The sequence below is a fragment of the Haloferula sp. BvORR071 genome, from assembly GCF_000739615.1.
Classification (GTDB): Bacteria; Verrucomicrobiota; Verrucomicrobiia; order Verrucomicrobiales; family Akkermansiaceae; genus Haloferula.
Map to the genome: position 1 here is coordinate 73,589 of NZ_BATP01000030.1, position 23,915 is coordinate 97,503.

The following is a 23,915-nucleotide window of genomic DNA, read 5'->3' on the forward strand; positions in this document are numbered from 1 at the left end:
ATCAGGCTCCAATGATTGCCTTCAGATCCGACATCGTCTCGGAGAAGACCACGGCGGGGACTTGGTCGAAGCGCAGCACGCGCGGATCGTCCTTGTTGGGTTCATCATAGGCGTAGCTGCCACGATCAATGCTCCCCGTCTTCACGAAGCAGGCAGACTCCAGCTCCACGTTGTCCATGGGATCGATGCCCATGTAGTAGTTGTTCGTGGGCAGGATGGCTTCATAGCCGGCACCGGGGAAGGGCTTGTAGATACTGCTGATGCCGCCGGCATCGATGACCGAGCCGCGGAACCAGCCGCGCTTCTCGGAGCGGGACTTGAATGTGCCCGCGCCGACTTTCTTGTCGCTGGTCAGGGTCATTTCGCGGCGGTTGCCATGGAGCGGATCGAGCAGCTCCACCGGGCGATCGATCTGCGGGAAGGGCTGCTTCACCTTGAAGCGGGCAAGGTGGGCGCGCCAGGCATCCAGGGCTGCGGCATCGAGTTCCAGCGGATGAACCATGCCGATCTGGGTGTCGGCCTCCGGCAGTTCCTCAAGATCGCCGGCGGCATTCGCCAGTAGGCCGTTCGGATAACGGCGGAAGCTTCGCAGCAAAGTACCAGAGGTATCGTAAATTCCCCACACCAGACTACTGGCGAAGGATCGCAGCAGCGGATGGTTCTCGTAGAGTTCACGCCAGCGGGCGACGGGCCAGCGGCGCTGGCGCACGAGGGTCATTTCCAGGCGGGCGGTCTGGCCCTTGACCGCTTCCTTGAGAAGCTTGGTGAGGGTCTTGAGTTCGGTCTTTACTGACTCCGATGCCGAGGCAGGGAGGGCTTTCCAGGATTTGTCCGAGTCGGGATCGGACCAGGAGAGCTTGAAGTCGGGACCGAGTTCGGCATTGGCCTTGCCGCCTTCCCACTCGAAGAGACGGATACCCTCGGCATCGAAGCCGAAGTCCGGGACGACCATGTCGCCCAGCTCATCCGGGGTAATGCCACGCGCGGTGGCCGCGGCGGAGAAGGCATCGGCACAGGCCTTGCCGACGTTCTTGAACTTGCTGCGGTAGCGGTTGGCAAGGGTATCGAGGACCATCAGCGGCTCGTTGCCGGGGAGCAGGGAGATGGCCTGCGCGGAATACTCGGCGAGCTTGTGGCGCGAATTCTCGCACCAGTCGTTGATGCGCGAAAGCAGGGGCGGGATGACCCGGTTGTCGCCTAAGAAGCCGCCGAGAGCGAGAGCCCAGCGGTCGGTGGCGGCTTGCTCGGAATTGAGGAAGCCTTCAACAAGGGCGAGGCCGAAGGAAGCGCTCTTGGTGCGATCGATGTGGGCGAGCAGCGGTAGAATATCCGGTGCCGCCTCGATGGCCTTGTGCTTCGATTGCTTGGAGAGGAGGAAAGCGATGGCATTCGCGGAGAGTGATGAGCCGTCGGTGGCAAAGAGAGGCGGCAAGGTATCGGCCTTGAGCCAAGAGGTGGTGGGCAACTTGAGCTTCGATGCCTGCTTCGCGAAGGAGAGCTCCAAATTGGCAAGCGTCTCCCCGCTCACCGGACTGCCGCCGGACCTTGCCTTGAGGCCTTGGTGCAGCGTGGCCCTTGCTTCTTCGTTCTTTTCATCCGCCAAGGCGGACTCAAGCAGCTGCGGCGAGCCGATGGCGGGGAGTTCGGCAAGCATTTCCGCCACGCCGAGCCGCTGCTTGGTCTTGCCGGACTTCAGCGTGCCTTCGACAGCCGCAAGCACGGCCTCAGCCGGATAGTGGCGCAGGCCTTCGATGGCGAGTCCGCGAAGCTGTTTGCGGTCGTCCCCCAGAAGTCTCACCAAGGGCTCGAAGAAGCGACCGCGGTCGCACTCGATCAGCTCGGACCAGATATCGTCGCAGAGCTGCGTGCGCTGGGACGCGGAGAGCTTGGCCTTGTCGAGGCTTTGCAAAACGGACTGCGCCCAAGCGCGGACTTCATCCGGGGTAGCGACGGAGCTTGCCGCCAAGAGGCAGGGGACGGCATAAGTGGCGAGCATGAAAGGGAAGCCGCCAAGTTTCCCGGCTTTTTCCGCATCGGCACAACTTGCCGAGCAATCCAGCAGGGCCTGATAGAGCGCCTTGCCACCCTCATTCCAGCGCTGGGCGGCGACCTTGAAGGCATCGGAGACGCCGTTCCCCCAATAGCGCAGTTCGGTGAACTTGGGTTCGCCGCGGAGAAGGGTAGTAAAGGCGGCGAAGAAGTCTGCCGGGAAGTATTCCGCAAGGTAGGCCATGGCCTCTCCGAGGCAGTCCTGCTCCGGATCCAAGGCGGCTTCCCGCGCGGCTTCACTGGCCTTGCCCGGGCGGAGTGTTTCCAGGTAGGCCAGGGCCTTGAGCCTGGGACCTACAGGAAGTTTCGGCGACACCTCCACAAACTCCCGATCCCAACGATCCGTGACGCAGAGAACGTATTTCCATTCCTCCCCCTTCAAACCACACTCGCCGCGCAGGGATGCTTCGACCCATGGCTTGAGGGCTTCGGGCCGGTGAGCGGCGATGGCCGCAAGCAGCTTCGGCGCTTGGCCGATCGTACCCCAATTGGTGCGGGCCTTCGTCATCGCCACGGCTGACAGCGCGGCGTCGTCCAGCTCCATGACGAAGCGCTCGAAGCTGCTTTCCGTGATCAATGCAGCGGGCGGCAGCGCGCTGTGACGGTAAGGCACCCAGAGATCGCCCCACTTGCGCCGGGTGCGCAAGGTCGCCTTGCCCGCCACAGACTCAGAGGTCCAGCCGAACTCGAAGCGATAACCCACCTTCGCGACAATGAGCTGCGCCAGATTACCATCGGGGACGCCATGGGTCCGGGAGAAGGCAAGGAGCGGCTCCTGAAGCTCAGGCTGCTTCATCGCCAAGTCGAGCAGCGCTTCGAAGTAGCCGGTGACCAGCGGCGACTGGTACCAACCCATCATCAATGAGTGGGCGGCAAGCGCCGGCAGGGCGGGCATGCCCAGGTCATCGGGAAAACGATGTGCCATGAAGCCGCCCAGCTCCGGCACGAGCTTTGACTCTCCCGGCCCTTGCGGCAGACGACCCAAAACCCCGCCGCCAGGATCGGCGGCGTAGTCCTCAAAAGCCGCCAGATAAGCGCGGTCCACCGGGCCGGGTGCGGCGGGCATGCGACGCTTGATGAAGTCTTCCAGTTCGGGGTGCATGGTGAGCCGAACTGTTAGATCTGCTCGCGGCAGGCCCTGTAGAGATCCTTCCACCCCTCGCGCTCCTTCACTACCGTTTCCAGATATTCCTTGAAGACCACGGGGTCTTGCACCGGATCCTTCACGATCGCACCGACCATGCCGGAGGCAAGGTCGTGGGCGGAGATGGTACCGCTACCGAAGTGGGCTGCGAGGGAGAGTCCATTGGTCACCACCGAAATTGCCTCGGCGGTACTGAGCGTGCCGGAGGGCGACTTGACCTTGGCCTTGCCATCCTCAGTGGCGCCCGAGCGGAGTTCGCGGAAGATCGTGACGACGCGGCGGATTTCTTCCAGCGCGGGCGGCTCAGCAGGCAGGGCGAGAGCCTTCGACATGGAAGCCACACGCATGCGGACGATGTCCACCTCATCCTCCAGCGAGGAAGGCAGCGGCAGGATCACGGTATTGAAGCGGCGCTGGAGGGCGCTGGAGAGTTCGTTCACCCCGCGGTCGCGGCTGTTGGCGGTGGCGATGACGTTGAAGCCTTCGGTGCCTTGGACTTCGGTGGCGAGTTCGGGGATCGGCAACACCTTCTCCGAAAGCATCGTGATCAGCGTATCCTGTACGTCCGAAGGGATACGGGTGAGTTCTTCCACCCGGCAGAGCGCGCCTTCCTTCATGGCGCGGAACATGGGACCGGGAACCAAGGCCGCCTCGCTCGGGCCTTGGGCGAGGAGCATGGCGTAGTTCCAGTTGTAGCGCAGCGCCTCTTCGCTGGTGCCGGCGGTGCCTTGGATCAGCAGGGTGGAATCACCGGAGATGGCCGCGGCAAGGTGCTCGGAGACCCAGCTCTTCGCCGTGCCGGGAACGCCTAACAGTAGCAGTGCCCGGTCGGTGGCGAGGGTGGCGACGGCGATCTCGATGATTCTACGATCCCCGACGTATTTCGGCGTGATCACGGTGCCGTCCTTCAGCGTGATGCCGAGCAGGTAGTCAGTGACTGCCCATGGCGAGAGCTTCCAGCGCGGCGGGCGCGGGCGTTCATCGTGGGCGGCAAGGGCGGCGAGTTCCGCGGCGAAGGCGGTCTCGGCATGCTGGCGGAGGACAGGAGAACTCATGGCGATGCGAAGTGAGAGAGAAGCGAACGGCGGAATTCCAAGGTGGTGGCGAATTCCTCGGCGACGGAGGAGAGCTGCGGCAGGCGGGAGAGAGCTTCGAGGCGCTGCTGGATCGCATCCGCTGGCACACAGATCGCGAGCGCTCGGGCCTGTGGCCGGACGAGCGGCGTGGAGGGATTGGCGAGCGCCACATCCAGCACTGCCAGAATCGCGCTCCCACTGCCCGGCGGCGGAGATTCCGCGACGGAAGCAAGCAGATCCAGGGCAAGAGCCGGTGGAAGCTCGCGGGCAATCTTGTCCAGAATCCCAAAGCGCGCGGCAGGAACAAGCGGTGCCAGCAAGAGCATGAGCAAAGCACCCAGGCTGATGCCAGAAGCAGCAGGCCAAGAGCTGAGCTTCACCAAAAAAGGAACGAAGTGCTCTGCCAAGGCATGTGCAGGACTGGAACGCGCGGAGTCAATCCAGCCGGCCGCAAGCTCCGTCTTCCAATCCGGATCGAGGGTGCTGGCGAAGAGATCTGCCGCGCTCACATGGAAGATCGCCGGCCATGCATCAAGCGGCACGAGGGCGATGATCTGGCGCAGCCACCACGCCCTCTCGCCACTGCCCTGCGGTGGCTTCTCCTTCAGCCCGTCGGCCGCCCACGTTGGGTCGAAGACGGCGGGCGGCGTGACGAGAATGCTTCCGCGTTCAAGCTTCACGCAGCCTTGCAAACGGACGATCGCCCGCTTGCGAAAGGCGGAGCTTTCGATATTGGACAGGGCAGCCGCCGCTAGATCTCGAACCACTTGGCGACGATCCTTGAGCGCGAGGCTTTCCAGCCATGCCTCATCGCAAGCCAGAGGCTGTGGAGCGATAAGCCGCAGGATCGATTCTCGGAAGCCGCCTTCCTCCTGCGCCCAATGCGAGGCGATGGTTTCTGCTGCGAGCTCGGGCTTGGCCGTCCGGGTCTGCCGGAGCCACGCAAGTCGCTCGGCGGGCTGGCCGACGGACCAAGCGTCGTCCGCCACCGCGGCATCTTCTAACAGCCAGGAGAACTCCCTGTGCCGACGGGCGATCCACAGTCCCCGTTCACCTACCAAGCGCCGGATCGATGGACGAATCGCCTGGTTACGGGTCGCGGCTTGCAAGAGCTCGGGCAGCGCGCGGCCACGCAGAATACTGGAGGATGCGGAGGCGAGACGCAGCCACTCCGGCAGGATCTCGGGGAACTCTCCGCGCAGAAGGCGCAGCAGGGACTCTACCGCCAGCGTAGGCAGGTAGGCTTGCTCCTCCGCGGGGCATTCGTCGCCACCTGCGGAGCTCTCCAAGGTGCGTCCCCCAGCACGCCGCATCGCCCGCATGAGCCCGAGCGCTTGCAGGACTGCGGCGGCGGGGTTGTCCATCGGGATGGCCTGCCACGATGCCTCCAGCGCGGCATCTGGTGGCGGCGGCAGAGCCGCAAGGCGCGAGGTCCCCAACAGAGAGGCGGCTATGAGCGGGTCGGTCGTCATGCTTGCTGGGACACGAGGGGAATCCACACACCGCTATCTTCCATGGCGAGCGGGCGAAGGAAGCGGCCGTCCCACTCCCCGCAAATGCTGACCAGCCTGCCACCGCTGATGCACTCGATCTTGAGGGCCAGATCGCCACTAGCGATCCACGGCAGAGCGCGGCCGGCAGCATCACAGAGAAGAGATCCATCAGCACTAGGACGAAGCCGGATCAGAAAGGGCAGCACCCGGAGAAAGGGGTTCGCGGCCAGCGCTGTGGCGAAGCGATCTAACAAGGCATCCAAACTTTCCTCGTGCGCTCCCGGCGAACCGGACATCAGCGGGAAGCCCTCGCTATCCGGCCCGACTCGCAACGGATAAAGCCCCGGCTGGAACTTCAGCGCGGCCTTCACCGTGGAACCCAGCGGCCACGGCTCGGCAATCGTCTGCGGCACCGGCGCGAAGCGCAGCAGTCGCGCCCACCGCTGGCTACGCGTGCCGTAAAGCCAGGTGCTTGCCGTGATCAGGCGATCCCTTTCCTCGACTCTCCTTCCCGCCACGAACCAATCATCTTCCACCACCTCCGGAGCCAAGGCTTCATCGCCGGACTTGCCGCCAAGCTGCGCCTGCAACTCGGCACGCGTCAGCTCATCGAACTCGTCCCGGCGCGAATGACCATGAAGCAGCAGATAAAGCCGCCCGAGTTCGAGCGGCAGTTCGTCATCCACCTCCGGATCCCGCAAGACAGTATCCGCCACATGCCGCAGCGCACCGGCGAGCCCGGGTGCCTGCGAGTCAATCATGCGCCGCGCCAGATTCTCCCATGCCGATGCATCCCTTGCTCCCGGTGAAGCCAGCCCTTCACGGGTAAGGTCGAGGATCGCCTGCTGCAGCAGCGCGATGCCTTCCTCCACGCGACCCTCACGCTTGGCTCTGCGCTTCTCCGCGGCCTTTTCATCCACCGGCTTGGAAGCCTTCTCCTCTGCACGCGCAACCGCCTTCTCCTCGCGGGCGGAGCGCGCATCGATCCACTCGCTGACCCATGGCGGTCGCTCACCCTGCTGGAAACCGCCGGGATTTCCCGCGGCGATGAACATCAACCCGAGAGCATGCTTGCAGGGAAACTTGCGACTCGGGCAAGAGCACTTGGTCGCCAGGTCTCCCAGCGAGACACGCGTTTGATAGGGCTCCTTCCCGGAACCCATGGCAAGGCCCCAGAGCACCTCCGCATCTCCCCCCGTCACTTGCCACTTTCGCGGCGTAGCGAGATCCCGCCCCGCCTTGAGGGAAGCGGCATCAGGGGCAATGGCGGTGATCTGGTCCGGAGTTAGCACGCGATAACATCCGAGTGTTAGCGGAGCCCTCCCGGAGATGGCACGGATTTTCGGAGCGCGGAGGCAAGATTGTCACTCACCCCATCACTCGGCCAAGCCGTTCTCGCGTGCAAACTTCGCGGCCGCATCGGCATCTTTCTTCTTCCACTCGCTGTGAATGTTGCCGAGCAACTCGCTCCGCTCCTTGCCTTCCGGCAGAGTCAGCGCCCATTGGGCGGCGCTGTCCGGCGCGTAGGGTGCCACGGTGCTCGCATAGGAGCGCACCGCGGAATCCTTCACCGGGCCGGCCTTGCAGTCGTCGATCCATTGACCGGCAGCCTTGTAGTCCTGCTGGGTCCACTGGTTCACGAGGCTCGTCACCTTGTTGGAGAGGTTCTCCGCGGGAAGCTTCCCGTCCAGCCACTCGATCCACTTGCCGGTATCGGACTTCGCTTGCCAATACTGAATGCCATTGGCGAAGGCCTCGCGCTCCTTGTCATCCAGCTTGGCGGAGTCCAGCCACTTGGAGCCCGCATCGTAGCCATCCTGCATCGCCTTGCCAGCAAGCGATCCCATCGTGCTCGTGATCATGGAGGCACTGGCCTTCTCATCCAGGCCCTTGAGATAGTCGTGCATCGCGGAGAGCACCGCATTCCGTTGTTCGGGAGTATTCGCACCTTCCGCGATCGAGCGCCCGAAGGACGATCCATCCTCAAGTTCCAGGTCCTTCGCCAGTGCGAAAGCTGTCCTCGGATCCTGCCGCGCCGCACCGCTCAGAATGCTCAGCTTGGTCTGCTCGTTGACCAGCTCCGGATGAGCCTTGGCGTTCTTCTTCATCCATTCGATCGCCGCCTTCGGGTCGTCTTGCGCCCACTTCGACAATGAAGCACCGACGACATGGGTGTTCATATCACCATTCTTGAGCAGATCGGACGATTCGGAAAACAAGTTCAGGGCAACGGCCGGATGGTCGTTAGCCAGCATCATCACCGCGAAGCCGATCATCCCGCTGCGCATCTCGTCGGTGAGGTCCGGTGCAGCGCGGAACTCCGCTAGCAGGACTTTCAACTGCGCGGCATCCAGCGACAGCATCTGGTCCATGATCTCGATGATGCGCTTCTGCATGTTCTCATCGGGCTCGGTCCGCTGCTTCTGGGCCTCCTCCATCTCGCGGGCAAAGGCGATGAGCTTCGCGGCAAAGGCCTTGGCGTCGGCCTCCTTGGATTGCGTGTTATCACGGCGGTTCTTGGCGAGGGCCGCCTTGTCGCCACCGGCCGCGAGCGCAGCGGTATCGATGCCGAGTTCCCTGGCCTCCTTCTCGAGCCGCTCATGTTCTTGGCGCGCGGCGGCGAGACTACCGTTCTCCTTCCAGCCGAAGAAAGAAGCCGCAATCAGAATGAGCACCGCAACAAAAATGGAAATCTTCATGGCAGCAAATTATTGGGATTCTTCGGTGGCACGTGTGGGCTGCGGAGAGATCCGTTTCCGCAATTCTTCGCGCTTCGCGGGATCGGAGATCTTCTCGAGGATCGGCAGGGAGATATCCTGGTGACCGTAGGCATAGGGACCTTCCAAAAAGGCGACGAGAATCGCGTCACTGTTGCTCTTCTCATAAAGGGACAGCGCGATCTCGGAGGCCTGCTTGAAGTTGTGCATGCTGCCGAGCGCATTTCCGACCGTCCGGTCGCCGGAGCCGGGTGCCTGGGCCTCCGCCCAGACGCGGCCCTCTTCAAGCGCCGGCACCAGCTTCGCCGCATCCATCATGGAATTCCTCACCTTAGATTGCACCGATTGCGAAACGATCGCCTCACGCTCCGCGGAAGTGGCATCGATGTCCTTCAAATACTGGGCCACCCGATCGTAGCCGCCCTGATGCACCAGCATCGAGCCGGACTGCGCCAGGACCGATGCCCGCTCATTCTCGGGAAGCTGGCTGCGGACGAGGTCCGCGATCGCCTTCTCCGAGCCGGGCTTCATATTGAACATCAGCCCGCTTTGGAAAATCTGCACCCGCTGCTCTTCCGGGATCTTCGCCAGCCGCTCGATCGCCGCCGCGGGATTGGTGGCAATCAGCGACGCGATCACGCTGCCTTCCAGGCGCTGGCGGATGTCGCTGCGGCCATCAAGCGACTTGCTCTCGAATTTCCCGGCGGCGAGCTGCGCATCCAGCCAAGCCACCGCGGCAGCCGAATCCTTCGTTGCCCATTGCTGGAAGGCATTCGCGATCTGCCAGGACAGCGTACCGTTACGCTCATCGTTCATGCGGTCCGCAAAGCGATCCAGCACCAGCTTGGGATCCTTCTGCGCGAGCATCCCGATCAGCATGCCCTGAAGCCCCGCCTTCGCCTCCGCGGAGATGTCGAGACCATCGATCTCGTCGAGCTGTGCGATGAGCTCCTCCGTGGAGAGGCCGAGCAAGGTCTTCTGGATCTCGATCATGGCGCGCATGTCGGGAATGCTCTCCCCGCGCTCCATCTGCTTCTGCTTCGCGGCCAGCTCCTTCCAGTTGATCTTCTTGGCCGCGGCGGGCTTGCTGTTGTTCTTCCCGGATCCAGCGGGCTTGGCGGTGGCGGCATCCGCCCCGCCGCTACGCACACTGGCAATCTGCTCGCGCAGGGTGGTATTCTGGTCTTGAACGGCAGACAGCGAACGGTGCTGCATGCCGAGCCAGATGGCGGCGGCGGCAAGCGCCAGCGCCGGAGGCAGGAGGATGGTGGGCTTCATGGCGGATGGAGGGGGCGATCGGCTTGGGGCCTACTCGGTATCTTAAGGAAAAGTCCCGCGATGTTACACATGCACCATCGCGCGGGCCCTCCTCCGGATACGCCTGCCACCCTAGGAAGATTTCCCGCCCTTCGTCCGCTGGAAATCGGTCTCCCGTTTGGAATCGGCCCCTTTCACGGCGCGGGCACCACGGTCTGGCTCACCTTTCCCACCGGGCGTGGCACGAAAAGGTAGAGCCGGGAGCGCCGGATGCTTGCCTGCTCATCTTCAGCCGGACGGCTATAATGCCTGTCGATCTGAATGATGCCATTGCGCCAGCCATTTGCCATGAGCCTGCCGGTTCGCGCGGTAGCCACGCGAACCTCGCCACTCACAGGATCTCGCAGTAGCGCAACGGGCTGCCAGCGAGGTTCCTCTCCCAAGTAGTCCCTGCGATATTTCCCCTGAACCAGCCAAGGGACGATAAGCCGGAAGCTTAGCGAGGTGGTGTAAAAGCTCGTGTAGGAGGCAAAGACGCGGATCGCTCCGCCCGCGGGCAATCGATACCAGCCGCCCTTGGCGAGATCGAAGTTGCCCGCCTCCTCCATCCGGAAAACGGTTCCCCGGACTTGCCATGAGCAGGCATCCATCTGCGGAATGGAGAGCCGCTTTTCATCCACTTGAAGCAGGTTAAGATACGCCCACGGCGATGTATCACCGCCCTGCTTGCCTGGGTCGAACTCATGCGGAGCAGGCAGGCGACTGATCAGGGATTCCAAAATGAGCCTGCGTCCTGACTTCTTCGGTGATTCGCGGCCGGTGATCACCACCGCTTCATCCCCGTAGCTCATGCTGGAAAGATCACCGAGAGCCATGGATCCCCTTCCATAGCGGACCGGGGATCGGTCCATTGTCTCGGCTGTGAGCGGAGTCGGCACCTTCAGCTCGATGAACTCATCCTCGCGGAGACCCAAAATCCCGATACGGCCATCGAACAGCACGGAGGTGTAATCTTGGTCGCGCTTCCGCAGCTGGCTGTCCTGCAAGCGGGCCTCGTCCGGATCTCCTGCCGAGGGTCTACGAGACATCGTCACTGCCATATCCGGCAGGACGGGCAGGGAATATTCCAGTGAGCCGAGCTTCGTGGCTGGTGGCAGAACCGCACCGGTGAGGCAGGCGAGGCACAAGGCAACACGCGGACGCCGGGCTCCGGCGGCGAGCCACCAAGCAATGCCGTAGCCCGCCGCGCCCACCACGCTGAGCCAAGCGAGAGGCGGGAAGTATTCGATGCCGGAGGTATGCAGTTCCTCGCGCGGCCGCTCCATTTCCTTGAGCACCAGATAGACCACGAAGGGCGGGGCCAGCAGCAACATGAGCACTCGTAACGTGGAAGAGCCATTGCGCCTCGAAAGCAAGGTAGTCGTGGTGCCCACGGCAGCGACGAAGAAGAGGAGCGGGACGAAGGCAGCAACGGACCACCAGAGCACCAAGCGCAAATCCAGGTTGTAGATCAGGCGGTGGGCCATGGTGAGCACGGTCATCGCCGCTGCCAGGCCCAACAAGGTCAGGGTCGCATTCCGGAAGGCACGGGACTCGCCACCCGGCCGGGTCCGGTGGAAAGCCTGGTCATCAAAGGCCGCGCCATCACGTACGACACATACCGTACTTGCCAGCACGAGGACCATGGTGACACCGAAGCAGAAGGAAGTCATCGCCTGGCCGGCATCCAACCATATCAGGTGGCCGACGAATGCGAGCAGCGTCAGAACTAGCAACAAGAGGGTAAGCGGTGAACGGGGCATCGCGGCGGGATTAGGGGATTTGATACTTGCGGGTCTCCGGATTGAAGCGGAAGGCCGCGGGATCCTGGGCGAGGAACCAATCGTACGGCGCACCGCTTGCGGCGGCGGGCGGCAGCTCGAAGTTCTGGCGGAGGTACTTCCGCACGCTGTCCGTGAAGATGCTCTCCGGCGTTTCCTTTCCCCTCAGCACGAAGACCGGGCGCTTCTTCCAATCGCGCGCCCATTCCTGGAGCCAGCGCGGCCCTTCCTCCCGCCCGCGGAGCAGGGCAAGCTCCAGAAGCGAGTTGAGCTCGGTGTAATAGGTCTCGTCGGAAAGCGAGAAGTTGCGGTCGATGATCCGGTCCGTCTCCTCATCGAGCATTGGCCCCGGAATGAGGTTGCCGCGCAGCGCCCGGTATCCTTCCGGTGATGGCTTCAAGCGGAACAGCGCCAGCCACTCGGCTTCCGAGAAATCCACAGCCGAGGGATTGGCGAACAAGAGCTCCGCCAAGTCCAGGCTCATCCCCAGCCGGATCCGTTTTGCGGCATGAGCAATGATATCGCCACCCCAGCCCTTCTCCACATAGATGCGCAGAACCTTCGGATCCTCCCCGAGCTTCGGAAAGCGCTGGACTGCATCACGGGACAAGAAGCTCTCAAGCGCGGAGTCCAGGATCTCGTCCGCAGGATCGAAGACATATGCATTCCGCCGCGGCGCGTCGTGAACTTGATCCGGATGAGCCGCCACCAAGCCTCCCACGCTGTTGAACAGCGTCCGGTAGTCCGGACTTTGACTGCTCACCTCGCCGATCCGGGGCAGAAACTCGGCGAGCCATGCCGAAACTTCCTCAGCGCTGGATGGCTGCGCCGGTGCCGGATGGGTCTTCAGCCACTCCATCACCGTGCCGGCGCGAGGGTCGGGCTTTCGTTTCGATAGCGGTGGCACGGGTGCCGGAACCGGAGCCGGGCTCTTCCAAGTGTAGTCGGTCTGCGAGAGCGGAACCGGCTGGAGAATCACCAGGCGGCTGCCCTCCGGCCAGTCCATGGCCATCGCGGGAATCTCCGGCGGCTCATATTCCGCGCCAGCCCCATCGGCCCTCATCACGGTCTCGTGAATCGATGGCCGATGGAGAGTCAATCGGCGCTCGCGAAGCGTCGAGCGGCTCCCGGATTCAGTGATCGGCCAGTAATTCTGGATCGCCATGACCCGTCCGCTCGGGAGAATGCAAAAGAACTGAAAAGTTGGCAGGATCGGAGCCTTCGGCGAATCCAGCCAGAGCGCGGGATACTGGTGGCAGAGCGTGAGCTCACTGCGGATATCGCCACTTCCACCCGGCCCTTGCCGTCCTTTCAGACTCCAGCGCAGATCGCCTTGCCGCAAGCTGGCCCCGGCCACGAGCGGAAGATCACCGATCACATCCCAGCGGATCACCGTTTCGCGAACAGCAAGATCGAAGCTGAGAGCGCCGGAGGCATCACGGTCAAAAGACTGACTGGTGGATGCACCGGGGTTCCCCGCGAATTGATTGGCAGGGAGCTGGATCCGGCTGCCGTAGTGCGCTCGCAGGGCCTGCTGGAGCGGCAAGGAATTCAGGCTGACCGAACCCTGCGAGCCAAGCATCGGCAGATCCCACGGCGAAAGATCGCGTTGATTGACGACCAGCCTGCTGAAGCTCCGCTCAACCTCAAGTTGCCGGTCCACGGCAGGAGCTGGCGGCAGCACGGAAAGCTGATCCCACGGCTTGGGATCACCCCCACTTGTATTCAGGTCCACTGACACCAAGACAGCAGGCTGCGGATTCACCAAGGCCAGCGGGCGCGTAGCGCACCAGACCGCGAAGGCGGCACCCGCGCAGCACAAGGGCAGATAGAGCAGGGTCACCACCGTCCGGCGAAAGCGACCGCGATAGAGCAAAAGGCAACCTAACAGAATCGCTATCGCCGCCAGTGCCAGCATCATCACCGGGGCGTAGAGCAAGGGCACCGACCTGCCCCACGATAGATCGCTCAGGCGGCTCTGATGCCGCAAGAGGTATGGCAAAAACCACAGCATCGTCACCGGTATCGCCAAAACGCCGACGACCGCCGCAATCCTGCCGCGCCACAGCCAAAGAATCGGAAATGAGGCCACGACCACCACCAGCCCGAAGAGCGCGATCTGCAGGGTGCCCAAGACGACCACCCTCGCCGACATCCCGGCCGCTACCAAGCTGGCGAATTCCACGGCCACGAAGGGGAACGCTATGAGCACTAGCAAACCAGCGAGCTTCGCGGAGTGGAAGCTCAAGGACCTGATGGGGCGCGTCGCGATGAATCTCGCTTCGCGGGAGGGAGAATCCGACCACACGGAAGGCACCAGGATGAGCGCCGCCAGAAGCCACGTTCCCCATTCGATCCAAAACGCCAAGCGGTCTGAAATAACAGGACCGACGCCACTGCGGACGCAGAACATCAGGACCTGCGCCAACGCGACCCAGGGCAGCAAGGGCAGGGCACGCCGAAACTCGGCTCGGAAGATGGCAAGCCAAGCACTCATGATCCCTGGCTGCGTTGGCTGCGGTAGTTCTTCGCCAGCGCGACGAAGACTTCACGGAGGTTGAGAGGCCGGACCTCGTGGCGGACCAGATCCGGGAAGAAGGCCCGGATCTTCTCATTACTGGATTCCTCGTAGTTGGAATCCGTGAAGCGGGCATTACGGCCGCTGGTCTGGAAATTCAGCCAGGTGGCGGGCAGCCCCCGCGGTTCCTTGGCCTCATTGTCGAGCACCAGCTCAACGCCACGGAAACGGGCTTGGATCGATTCAACATCCTCCGCTAGGTCGACACGGCCGCTGTCGACGATCGCGACCCGATCGGCGAAGCGTTCGACCTCCTCCACATCGTGGGAGGAGACCCAGACCGTCCATCCCTCGGTTTCGGTAAGCTCTAACAGACCTGACAGGAATTCCTCCCGCACCAGCGGATCCAGGCCGGAAAAAGGCTCGTCCAGCACCACCAGTTGCGGCCGGTAGGCCAAGCTGGAGACCAAGGCGGCCTTCATGAATTGGCCGCGCGAGAGCGAGCGCAGCTTGGTCTTCATCGGCAGCTCGAAGTCCGCGAGCAGCTTGCGCTCGAAATCACGGTCCCAGTGCCCGCCATACATCGGCCGCAGGTAGTCCAGCAGCTGCGGCACGGTCATCCAGCCGGGCATCTTCTGGTTCTCCGAGACGTAGCCAATCCGCTGCCACTGCGGCGGACCGAGCTTGCGGGCATCCGTGCCGAGCACTTGCACGCTACCCTCATCGCGCTCGATCAGGTTCATCGCGCACTTGATGGTGGTCGTCTTGCCCGCGCCGTTGGGCCCGAGGAAGGCGGTAACCTTGCCCTGCGGGATATCGAGGTCGATGCCGTGCAGGGCTTCATTGCCCCGGAAGCGCTTTTTGAGACCGCGGATGGTGATCATGGTGGAGAATCGGGATTTTGCAGGCGGGTGAGCAGCTCGTGGAGCTCGCTGGCGCTGAGGTGGAGGGCGCGGGCCTCCGCGAGGAAGCGTCGGGCAGTAGGCTCGAGCATCTCGAAGCGCTGCTCCAAGGAGGGCAGCAGGGGTGCTTGGACCACCATCCCGATCCCGGGACGGCTGACCAGGAAGCCGAGGTCCTTGAGTTGCTGGATCACCTTGAAGGCCGTGGTAGGGGAAATCTTGAGTTCCTGCGCCAGCGCCCGGACCGAGGGGAAAAGGTCACCTTCCCGCAGCTCACCGCTCGCCAGGGCGCGGTGGGCGGCGCGGACGATCTGGTCGGAGACCGGTTCGCCATCGCGAAGTTGGAAGGAGAAAGGGAGCATCGGCTAGGTGTTTTATGTGTTACAGTATCTATGTAACACCGCAAGGGATTTCTTTTCCTGCTTCGCAAAGAGGCTCGCCGCCCCCCATCTTCCGCCGCGTGAGCCCCGCCTTGGAAACCCTGCTGCTGCCTTTCTCCCGGGGAGAATTCACGGTGCCGAAGCAGGCCTTGTTTCTCGGCGCGGAACCCCACCCTGATCTCAAGGAGTGGCCCGAGGTCACCGGCTGGCAACCCTCCAAGCCACTCGCCGACGCTTGGGAGAAGGCGGGCTTCGGGCGAATGGAGCAAACCGGAGAAAGCTGGCCCTTGGTGATGCTGTTGCCCGGCAAGTCCCGCGAGGAAACCCTGGCGGCCTTCGCGCGCGGCTACGATTTGCTGAGGGACGGCGGTTCGCTGGTGGTGGCCATCGCCAATACCGCAGGTGCCGCACGCTTTGAGAAGGATTTGCAGGAGGTCGCCGGCAAGGTCGATTCGGTGCAGAAGCATAAGTGCCGCTGCTTCCGCGCGGTGAAGACCGCCGCTTGGAATGCGGCCACACTCGCGGAGTGGCGGCAGTTCGGCGAGCCCCGGCAGATCCCAAGTACGGAATTCATCGTGGAAGCGGGGATCTTCAGCGCGGATCATATCGATCCGGGCTCAGCCCTGTTGGCGGAGCATCTGCCAGCGAATTTCCGCGGCAGCGTGGCAGACCTCGGCGCAGGCTGGGGCTTCCTCTCGCGGGCCGTGTTAGAGAAGAACCTGAAGCTGAAGGCGCTGCATCTCTACGAGGCAGACGCGCGGGCGCTGGCCTGTGCGCGCAAGAATCTTCCCGAAACCGCGGTGCCGATCGAATATCACTGGCACGACGTCAGCGCCGGCCTGCCTAACAAGTACGAGAACATCGTCATGAATCCGCCCTTCCACAGCGGGCAATCAACGGACATCTCCCTGGGCCGCGCCTTCCTCCGCACCGCGGCGGATTCACTGCGGACCGGCGGACGTTTGTTCATGGTCGCCAACCGCCAACTCCCCTACGAACCGGAGCTGGAACGCTTGGGCCTAGTCTGGCGCAAGGTGGCGGAAGATTCAGTCTATAAGGTGATTTTTGCGGAGAGGAGAATGCTGCGATGAAACTGGTGAAGCTATTGGCAAATCTGGGCTACGGCTCGCGCAGCGAGGTCAGCCGGCACCTGCGGAAGGGCCACGTGACGGATGTGAATGGCCGTGTCCTCGGCGAGAAGGACTTCCTTCCGCACGCGGAGATCCGCTTCCAAGGTGAGCCCTTGGACCCCGAGGGCCCTCTCACGCTGATGCTACACAAGCCGGAAGGCTATACCTGCAGCAGTGACGATCCGGGCAATATCATCTACGATCTCCTGCCCAACCGCTATGATCTCCGCAATCCCATGCTGAGTCCGGTCGGCCGCCTCGACAAGGACACCACCGGCTTGCTGCTGATGACCGATGACGGCCAATTGCTGCACCGCCTGATCAGCCCGAAGCACCACGTCCCGAAGACCTACCGCGTGACCCTCGACCGGGTCTTGGAAGGCCACGAGCAGGGACTCTTCGCCAGCGGCGAACTGGTGCTGCGCGGCGAGGACAAGCCATTGCTACCCGCCAAGATGGAAGCCATCTCGGAGAAGGAAGCCTTCATCACACTGGAGGAGGGCCGCTACCACCAGGTGCGCCGGATGTTCGCCGCAGCGGGTAATCACGTGGTCGCATTGAAACGGATCAGTATCGGCGAACTGCTCCTCCCCGACGATCTCGACGAAGGCGAATGGAAGATCCTCTCGCCCGAAGAGATCGCCCTAGCGAAAGGCAAGTGATCCAATCGACGCGGCGCAGCCGCCTTGGACTGCGCGCAACCTTGTTGCCGCTTTCGGCAGGCAACCCTGTTGCCGTGAAGCACCGGAGAATTTCCACCTCACCGGAGATTTCCCCCAAGCCCACCTCAGCGGCCCTCCGCTCGTAGCGGAGCGGCTGCGCCGTTCGGCAGAGTGAGTCCGTCCCAAAAGACCGCCATGATGAAAAGCTGACACACGGACACCGCCATGAAAGCGGCACAGCCGCCCTCGGACTGCTGCGATAATTCGCAGCTCTCGAATGCAGGGAGAGGCATGCTCAACTCACGGGTCCGAATCGATCCTCACTCGCTTGCTTTCATCTTGCCACCCCCTCGAACTGCTACACCGCAGTTCCTAGTCTGCATGCCAGACGATTTCTACAACACCTCCCAAACAGCAACAAACTCGCGGGCCTGCGCGGGATCATTAATCAGAATCACGCCACCCTGTAGCGAACCCCCGCCCTCAGGAATCTCCTCCCGCCCCTTGCGCAGAATCCGAAAACGCCCCTGGCGATTCGGAGCCGACTTCTGCAGAAGCTCCAGCGCAACACGCCCCATCGTCATGCGAACGTTGAGCTCGACCACATGCTTCAGCGCCAGCGGGCCATCCGCCCTGCGGTAAACCATCGCATCAACCCCCAGCGGCCCAACATAACCGGGGAGCAGCTCCGCAAAGACCGCGGGGATCTTCTCCTGATACCAGGCCATGACCTGGGCATCGCGGTGCAAGAAGGCCGCAACTTCAGGATCGAGCATACTCGCCCACTTCGGCGAAACACGCGTACCCAGGAAGCGACCGGCCGCATCATTGTCCATCAGCGTTAATCCGATCAACTCCGCACACCCACCCGCATCCATCTCATAAAGCGCGGAAAAATCGATCACCCGCTCCAGCCAAGGCTCAATGATCACACAGCCATGCGCCGCGATCGTATTCGCCAGCCAATTGCGCGTCGCCTCGATCGGACTCTCACGATTGATGCGCCTATGCCCGCGCCCCGCATGAGCAAAGGGTGCCTTGGCCAGTGCCTGACCACTGAGAAGCAGGGCATCGATGGCCGACTGCGCCTCCTCCACCGAACGGCAAACACATCCGCGCTCCATGAGACCAAGCCGTTCCTCCAAGCGGATCCCGATCTCCTTCGAAAACCAATCGCGCGGTGCCTCACGCCACTGCCACGCCACACCCGCCGAAACCTCGGCAGCCAGTGGCTTGAGATAGCGACCGGCATCCGGCGACCACGCCCATGGCCTGAGCCCACCGAGCTTGCGGCCCCGCAGCTCGTCCACCGTCGCAATCTCCGGAAGCTCAAAGCCAGCCCGCTTCAAATTCATCAGATGCTCGTGACCGGGCCGTTTGCGCAACAGCGCCACGTCATCCTTCCGGCACCAAGTCGCAATCAGCATCTCCAGATCCTCCGCCAAGGCCACCGCCGTCTTGTCCGGCTGATGGCGATCGGACATCGCATACGACTCCGCCGATGGATTGAACCAATGCACCACCGGCGTCCGCCCCCGCGATTGCTCGCTGACCTCAAGATGGCGGATAAAGTCCTCATCCAATCCCGCGAGCCGTCGACCCTCCACGTTGAAGGGCGCCAAGCCCTTCGCACGGTTCGGCGTGAGCGGAAACACCAGCGCCTTGCTGTAGGCTTGCCAGTCACTGCTTCCCCGCTCTTTCCAGTGACGGAACCACTTCAAGCCATGCCCGACATGGCCGATCTCGTCCTGATAGATCTTCTCCAGGACCGCCGCGGTCGCGGTGTCCCCGACTTGCCGGAAGAGCCCGGCATAATGCTTCGAGAAATCAAGATTCGCCTGCTCAAAGGTCAGGTTCAGCCGCGTGACGAAATCCACCGGCGTCTCCATCGGCGCGATGAGGCGCCAGAAGTAATCATTCACCGGCAGCTCGCCGAACTGGATCCCGCACTCCCGCATCCGCCGCACATACATCAGCGTGTGCATCTGCTCCTCGCGCATCGCGGCATAGACCCCGGCGCGATATTCCGCAGGCGCATCGGGAAACTTCAGCAGCACCAGCGCCATCAGCTCCGCCGCGAGCAGCTCGTGATTCGCCAGGAAATGCAGCATCACGCCGCGCTCCCGGTCATCATCGAGCCGGTGAATCCCCGGGAAGTCCACTCGCACACCCTTCGCATTGATCCGCAGCTCCTGCGGTCGCCCCGGCTTCTCCGGCGTGAGGATCGCAGCCCCCGGCGCATCATCCGCAAGCTGCGCCGGCGCAAGCAGCAGCTTCTCCTCCAGCGTTTCCGCAAAAAGAAGTCGTTCCGCTGCTTCCCGCATCTGCACGCGGGAGAGAATGCCGGGCAGAGCGAGGGATGGAAGCCCAAGCCGTCAATGCGTCTGCATTACCGGCGCCGGCCTGGATTCGATCAGCTTGCCGGCGGGATCGAGCTTCAGGCGGAAGTAGCGGCGGAAGAGTGTGACCCCGCCTTCATATTCACCCACTCCCCAGAAGATATCCACGGTTCGCGCACCGCTCTCGGGATCAGTGGAAATACTGACGCCGGTATCCAGCTCTGCCCCCTGCCCTGCCAGATCCAGCAAAGCCTGGAAGTCCGCAATGGAGGCACCTGCCTTCAAACGCGCGGCGATCTCCAGCAAGTTCCTTTGCAGCGCTTTTTGGAGCGCCGAAATCCTCTCTCGCCGGTGCTCGAATGCCGCATCAGGCGCGACACCGCGCTTAATCTTCGGGGCGGCTGCGTTCTGCGCATCGACCATACCCTGGAACTCTCCCTCCTTTTTTGTGAGACGCTTCACCGAGCCCACTGCGGATTCTGTCAGCTCGGCATGGCTTTGAACTTTAGCTTCAGGCTCAGCGGCGAACAAGGTGAAGCCCATCAACATCAGCACAGCCGTGATCCAAGCCCTTTTCATTGCTCCCGGCTAAGGGAACGGCAGTCGAATTCAAGTGGTTTCCGGGAGTCCACCGGCGAATTCACACAGCCTTCACTTTCAGCTTCTCCGCCTTCAACTGCCCGCAACCCGCCGCCACATCAATCCCGCGGCGCTGGCGGAAGGTGCAGGGGAAGCCGGCATCCAGCAGGATGCGTTGGAACTCGAAGCCGGATGACTCCGCGGCGGCGGTGCCAGCGAAGCCATTGGTCGGATTCAGCGGAATGAGATTCACATGCCCATCGATGCCCTCAAGCAAGGCCGCCAAACGGCGTGCGGTATCCGGCGAATCATTCTTCCCCGCGATCAGCGTCCACTCGAAGAAGATCCGCTTGCCCGTGATCGCGCCATACTCGCGGCACGCTGCGATCAATTCCGCCAGCGACCACTTCTTGCTCGCAGGCACCAGCGCCGAGCGCTCCTCCTCCGTTGATCCATGCAGGCTCACCGCCAGGCGGTAGGGATGCCCTTCATTCGCCAGGCGCAAAATTCCAGGTACGACACCCACCGTACTAATCGAAATCCGCGACGGCCCGATGCCGATCCCGCGAACATTCGAAATGATCTCCAGTGCGCGGATCACCGAGTCGAAGTTGTGCAGCGGCTCGCCCATGCCCATCAGCACAAGGTTCCGCAAGCGCCGCCCCGGCATGGTCGCCTCCAGCACACGCCGCGCATGCAAGACCTGCGCCACGATCTCGCCCGGCCGCAAGTGCCGCACAAAACCCATCTGGCCCGTCGCGCAGAAAACGCAACCCATCGCGCAACCCGCCTGCGTGCTCACGCAGGCAGTGTGGCGGCCATCATAGCCCATCAGCACCGTCTCGGTCGTCTGACCGTCGCGCTGCTTGAGCAGGAACTTGCGGGTCATCCCGTCACTGCTGTGCGTCTCGCTCACCACCTCCGGTGCATCTAGAAAGAAGGCCTTGCCCTCGCCCACATGGTCCTGCACCCAGCGCTTCAGCGGTGGCGAGAAATCACGAGCGGCAAGATCGAGCTCGTTTTCGCGTTGCAGGGCCCGCCACAGCGCCTTGGCGTGGTGCGGATTGATGCCTGCCGCCGACAAATGGCCCGCGATCTCGCCGAGCGCGAGATCGTGCAGGGATTGGGGCGGCACCGGAGTCATGGTCGCGGGAGGCAAGCAAAGCGCCCGGGTGGTATCAATCCCAATGCCGCAGGCGACCCCGGATCGCAGCCGCAGAAAATCCGCGTTTTTCCCGTCCGCTTTCCACAGCTGGTTCCGAATGAACACTGAAGAGCCTTAAAAAGGCTCTTTTTCTCCCGCCTCACCGGGTCGGCGGCCGATTTTAGATAAATTTCATCAAATTTTTATACAAATTATGCCGGTTATGTCGTTTCTCCCGGCCCCACCAAACCCGCCTGCCTGCCTTTTGTTCCCGCATGAGACCCAAAGTTCACCCCTCCGTTCTTCTCGCCGCCGTCTTTATTTTCAGTGTTCCGGGCACGGCGCGGACCTGGACCGACACACAAGGAAGAACCCTTGATGCCTCGCTGGTAAAATCCAGCGACAGCGAGGTCACGCTCCAATTGGACTCCAACCATAAGGTTGTGACCTTGCCGCTGAGCCGCCTTTCCCAAGCCGATGTCGACTTCATCAAGTCCGAGTCCAAGAAGTCCACAGCCGGCGACAAGACCTCGGCCCCGGACAGCGAACTCAATTTCGAAGCCCCCTGGCCAAAGGCGATCCACTTCGACGAGGACCCGGAGATCCAGACCGTGGAAGAGGACAAGGAGAAGAAGCACTTCGTGTATGAAAGCACGAACTACCGCTTCACTTCCGACGTGCGGCTGGCCCAGTCCGTGGTGAAGGGCTTCGCCGTGATGTTCGAGTCCACCTACCTGTATTGCCGGGCGCTGCCGCTGGCAATCTCGGGCGGCGGCAAAACCGCCGGGAAGTACCAGATCCTGCTCTTCGAGTCCCATGACGATTACGTGAAGGCAGGCGGCCCGCCCTCAAGCGCGGGCGTCTTTGTCAGCGGCAAGAATGTGGTGATGGTGCCGCTCACCAGCCTCGGGGTGCGACAGATGGGCAGCGGCTACATTCTGGACCGCGACAAGGCCAACGGAACCCTGGTGCACGAGTTGACCCACCAGCTCACGCCCGAGTCTTATTTCAAGGCGGGCGCGCTGGGTTGGTTCAGTGAGGGGCTCGCCGAGTATGCGACGGCGACGCCCTACCGCGCCGGGGTCTTCAAGGTGAAGTCGAATTTCGACGACATCGTGGCCTACGCCACCGCCTACGGGAAGGACAGCACCCATGGCCGGGCCCTGGGCGAGAAGATCAAGGCACCGGCACTGAAGGATTTCCTCACCATGTCCTATGCCCAGTTCGCAGGCCCGTCGGGAAACTTCAACTACGGCTTCGGCCTGCTCCTGACCACCTACTTCCTGCATCTCGATGGCGAGGGTGACGGATCACGGATCAAGCAGTTCCTGATGGCGCTGCGCGCCGGCAAGTCAGGTCAGGATGCCTTGGCAATCCTGCTTGATGGCCGCAGCTACAAGCAACTCGAGGACGATATCTCGAAAGCTTGGAAGAAGAAGCGGGTGGACATCGAATTCGCCGGCGCTAGCTCAAGCACCACCGACGACGGCTAGCCAGCCGACCCGCTCCACGAACCAGAAGAGGCCGGCCAAGGCGAGCGCGACGCAGCTCCAGCGCCGGAAATGCGGCCATGCCTTGCTGCGGTGCCAACCCATCGTGAGCAGCCAAGCCGCCAAGAGGACCAGCACTTGGCCCGCCTCGACCCCGAGATTCGCCGCGAGGAGGGACACCAGAAATCCTTCTCCCGGGTGAATCCAAGTGGATAGCGCGCCGGCAAAGCCGAGACCGTGGACGAGCCCGAAAAAGAAGACGAGAATCAAGCGCCAGGGCCGGGCCTCGGAGATAAAGAGATTTTCCACCGCGAGCGCGGCGATGCTAAGCGCGATCGCCGGCTCGACCAAGCTGGCCGGTACTGTCACCCAGCCAGCGGAGGCCAAGCCCAGGGTGATCGTATGCGCGGCGGTAAAGGCAAGCGACTGCGTAAGCAAGGGGCGCCAGCGGCGCTGCAGGAGGAAGATTCCCAGTACAAAGAAGATGTGGTCGAGGCCATCCGGCACCACATGCAAGAGGCCTTGGGTGAAAGCTAGCCCCACAGGATGGTGGCTCTCTTCCGCAGGCGCCGCCGGTCCACCGCTCACCAACTCCATCTCGCTGCCGGGAGCGACACTGAGATAGCGGCTCTCCCCGCCATCTTGGCCAGGCAACTTCACCACCAGAGTAGGATGATCGCCGCCCGCCATGGCCACTCTTACAGCGCCGTTCTCAGGCGCCGCGGGCTCAATCAGCACGTGGAAGTAGGCACCATCATTGAGTAGCGAGGGAAAATCCGGCGGCACCGATTGGAAGTCAGGAAACGAAACTTTCCACTCGACCGGCCCTCGCTCTGTGCGGAAGGCGAGCGCTCTCCGCAGGTAGGATTCCGCTTCTTTGCAGAGCCGGCGATGCTCGGATTCGGGTAGCTTGGCCAGCCAGTCGCGGGTTGGTTGTGGAGCGGCGAGATCGCTTCTCGCGGCCGGATCGGCGTAACCGGCGTCGAATAGGATCTCTACCTTCCACGCGCCCTCACCACCGCTGAGTTCCCCATAAAGCTGCGATACCGTGTGGCCGGTCAAGCGTGTGACGGACGCTACCAGCAGGCACAGCACGACCAATACAAGGCCCGGTTTGGAGTGAGAGCGGATCAACGGAGCGATGCTTTAGCCACTTTCGAAACTCATTCCAGAGCTTTAAGCCGCTTCTTGCTTCCCAAGACCCGTGGCGGGCGA

General features: G+C 62.7%; 17 protein-coding genes. 3 read left to right on the top strand and 14 right to left on the bottom strand.

What is annotated here, in order from left to right:
• Position 1: 1 nt before the first annotated feature.
• The 10 genes from BV071_RS16685 to BV071_RS16730 form a co-directional block, all read right to left on the bottom strand.
• On the bottom strand, positions 2–3,151 hold the full coding sequence (locus tag BV071_RS16685) for a DUF4132 domain-containing protein (protein ID WP_035609498.1): 3,150 nt from the start codon (positions 3,149–3,151) through the stop codon (positions 2–4).
• Between the two features lie 14 nt (positions 3,152–3,165).
• Entirely contained in the window at positions 3,166–4,248 is a 1,083-nt protein-coding gene (locus tag BV071_RS16690) for an AAA family ATPase (protein ID WP_035609500.1), read from the bottom strand.
• Complete coding sequence (locus BV071_RS34845) at positions 4,245–5,741, bottom strand: DUF5691 domain-containing protein (protein WP_035609503.1); 1,497 nt, start codon at positions 5,739–5,741, stop codon at positions 4,245–4,247. The genes BV071_RS16690 and BV071_RS34845 overlap by 4 nt, the downstream gene beginning before the upstream one ends.
• On the bottom strand, positions 5,738–7,054 hold the full coding sequence (locus tag BV071_RS16700; protein ID WP_052573458.1) for an SWIM zinc finger family protein: 1,317 nt from the start codon (positions 7,052–7,054) through the stop codon (positions 5,738–5,740). Before BV071_RS16700 ends, BV071_RS34845 begins: the two co-directional genes overlap by 4 nt.
• An 84-nt stretch (positions 7,055–7,138) precedes the next feature.
• Positions 7,139–8,461, bottom strand: a complete 1,323-nt coding sequence (locus BV071_RS16705; protein ID WP_035609505.1) for a hypothetical protein — start codon at positions 8,459–8,461, stop codon at positions 7,139–7,141.
• A gap of 9 nt (positions 8,462–8,470) precedes the next feature.
• A complete protein-coding gene (locus BV071_RS16710) occupies positions 8,471–9,757 on the bottom strand; it encodes a hypothetical protein (protein ID WP_035609508.1) in 1,287 nt (428 codons plus the stop codon).
• 173 nt (positions 9,758–9,930) lie between these two features.
• Positions 9,931–11,538, bottom strand: coding sequence for a hypothetical protein (locus BV071_RS16715; RefSeq protein WP_265594527.1), 1,608 nt, complete (start codon positions 11,536–11,538; stop codon positions 9,931–9,933).
• A 10-nt stretch (positions 11,539–11,548) separates the two neighbouring features.
• On the bottom strand, positions 11,549–14,053 hold the full coding sequence (locus BV071_RS16720) for an ABC transporter permease (protein ID WP_035609514.1): 2,505 nt from the start codon (positions 14,051–14,053) through the stop codon (positions 11,549–11,551).
• The gene (locus tag BV071_RS16725; RefSeq protein WP_035609516.1) at positions 14,050–14,958 is read right to left on the bottom strand and encodes an ABC transporter ATP-binding protein; all 909 of its coding nucleotides are present in this window, start codon (positions 14,956–14,958) and stop codon (positions 14,050–14,052) included. The genes BV071_RS16720 and BV071_RS16725 overlap by 4 nt, the downstream gene beginning before the upstream one ends.
• Entirely contained in the window at positions 14,955–15,338 is a 384-nt protein-coding gene (locus tag BV071_RS16730) for a GntR family transcriptional regulator (protein ID WP_052573459.1), read from the bottom strand. Before BV071_RS16730 ends, BV071_RS16725 begins: the two co-directional genes overlap by 4 nt.
• 98 nt (positions 15,339–15,436) lie before the next feature.
• Here BV071_RS16730 and BV071_RS16735 point away from each other — a divergent pair, with 98 nt between their 5' ends.
• Positions 15,437–16,447, top strand: coding sequence for a methyltransferase (locus BV071_RS16735; protein ID WP_052573460.1), 1,011 nt, complete (start codon positions 15,437–15,439; stop codon positions 16,445–16,447).
• Positions 16,444–17,148 (top strand): pseudouridine synthase, encoded by a 705-nt coding sequence (locus BV071_RS16740; RefSeq protein WP_035609519.1) that lies wholly within the window; start codon positions 16,444–16,446, stop codon positions 17,146–17,148. The genes BV071_RS16735 and BV071_RS16740 overlap by 4 nt, the downstream gene beginning before the upstream one ends.
• 395 nt (positions 17,149–17,543) lie before the next feature.
• On the opposite strand, the gene BV071_RS33135 is transcribed toward BV071_RS16740, so the two are convergent.
• The 3 genes from BV071_RS33135 to rlmN form a co-directional block, all read right to left on the bottom strand.
• Entirely contained in the window at positions 17,544–19,472 is a 1,929-nt protein-coding gene (locus tag BV071_RS33135; protein ID WP_052573461.1) for a DUF455 family protein, read from the bottom strand.
• A 51-nt stretch (positions 19,473–19,523) separates the two neighbouring features.
• Entirely contained in the window at positions 19,524–20,036 is a 513-nt protein-coding gene (locus BV071_RS16750; RefSeq protein WP_265594528.1) for a hypothetical protein, read from the bottom strand.
• A 91-nt stretch (positions 20,037–20,127) separates the two neighbouring features.
• Positions 20,128–21,210, bottom strand: coding sequence for a 23S rRNA (adenine(2503)-C(2))-methyltransferase RlmN (gene rlmN / locus BV071_RS16755; protein WP_035609524.1), 1,083 nt, complete (start codon positions 21,208–21,210; stop codon positions 20,128–20,130).
• Positions 21,211–21,485: 275 nt separating this feature from the next.
• Between rlmN and BV071_RS16760 the strand changes: the two genes are divergently transcribed.
• Complete coding sequence (locus BV071_RS16760; protein ID WP_075090936.1) at positions 21,486–22,703, top strand: SHD1 domain-containing protein; 1,218 nt, start codon at positions 21,486–21,488, stop codon at positions 22,701–22,703.
• Here BV071_RS16760 and BV071_RS33140 read toward each other — a convergent pair.
• Entirely contained in the window at positions 22,680–23,834 is a 1,155-nt protein-coding gene (locus tag BV071_RS33140) for a HupE/UreJ family protein (protein WP_265594529.1), read from the bottom strand. The two genes, BV071_RS16760 and BV071_RS33140, sit on opposite strands and share 24 nt — an antisense overlap.
• Positions 23,835–23,915 lie beyond the last annotated feature (81 nt).

What these genes read in the sequence shown, in the direction of transcription:
- BV071_RS16705 (WP_035609505.1), bottom strand. Translation starts at nt 8,461, where the DNA reads ATGAAGATTTCCATTTTTGTTGCGGTGCTCATTCTGATTGCGGCTTCT.
- BV071_RS16715 (WP_265594527.1), bottom strand. Translation starts at nt 11,538, where the DNA reads ATGCCCCGTTCACCGCTTACCCTCTTGTTGCTAGTTCTGACGCTGCTC.
- BV071_RS16685 (WP_035609498.1), bottom strand. Translation starts at nt 3,151, where the DNA reads ATGCACCCCGAACTGGAAGACTTCATCAAGCGTCGCATGCCCGCCGCA.
- BV071_RS16740 (WP_035609519.1), top strand. Translation starts at nt 16,444, where the DNA reads ATGAAACTGGTGAAGCTATTGGCAAATCTGGGCTACGGCTCGCGCAGC.
- BV071_RS16730 (WP_052573459.1), bottom strand. Translation starts at nt 15,338, where the DNA reads ATGCTCCCTTTCTCCTTCCAACTTCGCGATGGCGAACCGGTCTCCGAC.
- BV071_RS33135 (WP_052573461.1), bottom strand. Translation starts at nt 19,472, where the DNA reads ATGCGGGAAGCAGCGGAACGACTTCTTTTTGCGGAAACGCTGGAGGAG.
- BV071_RS34845 (WP_035609503.1), bottom strand. Translation starts at nt 5,741, where the DNA reads ATGACGACCGACCCGCTCATAGCCGCCTCTCTGTTGGGGACCTCGCGC.
- BV071_RS16710 (WP_035609508.1), bottom strand. Translation starts at nt 9,757, where the DNA reads ATGAAGCCCACCATCCTCCTGCCTCCGGCGCTGGCGCTTGCCGCCGCC.
- BV071_RS16725 (WP_035609516.1), bottom strand. Translation starts at nt 14,958, where the DNA reads ATGATCACCATCCGCGGTCTCAAAAAGCGCTTCCGGGGCAATGAAGCC.
- BV071_RS16690 (WP_035609500.1), bottom strand. Translation starts at nt 4,248, where the DNA reads ATGAGTTCTCCTGTCCTCCGCCAGCATGCCGAGACCGCCTTCGCCGCG.
- BV071_RS16760 (WP_075090936.1), top strand. Translation starts at nt 21,486, where the DNA reads ATGAGACCCAAAGTTCACCCCTCCGTTCTTCTCGCCGCCGTCTTTATT.
- BV071_RS16720 (WP_035609514.1), bottom strand. Translation starts at nt 14,053, where the DNA reads ATGAGTGCTTGGCTTGCCATCTTCCGAGCCGAGTTTCGGCGTGCCCTG.
- BV071_RS16750 (WP_265594528.1), bottom strand. Translation starts at nt 20,036, where the DNA reads ATGTTGATGGGCTTCACCTTGTTCGCCGCTGAGCCTGAAGCTAAAGTT.
- rlmN (WP_035609524.1), bottom strand. Translation starts at nt 21,210, where the DNA reads ATGACTCCGGTGCCGCCCCAATCCCTGCACGATCTCGCGCTCGGCGAG.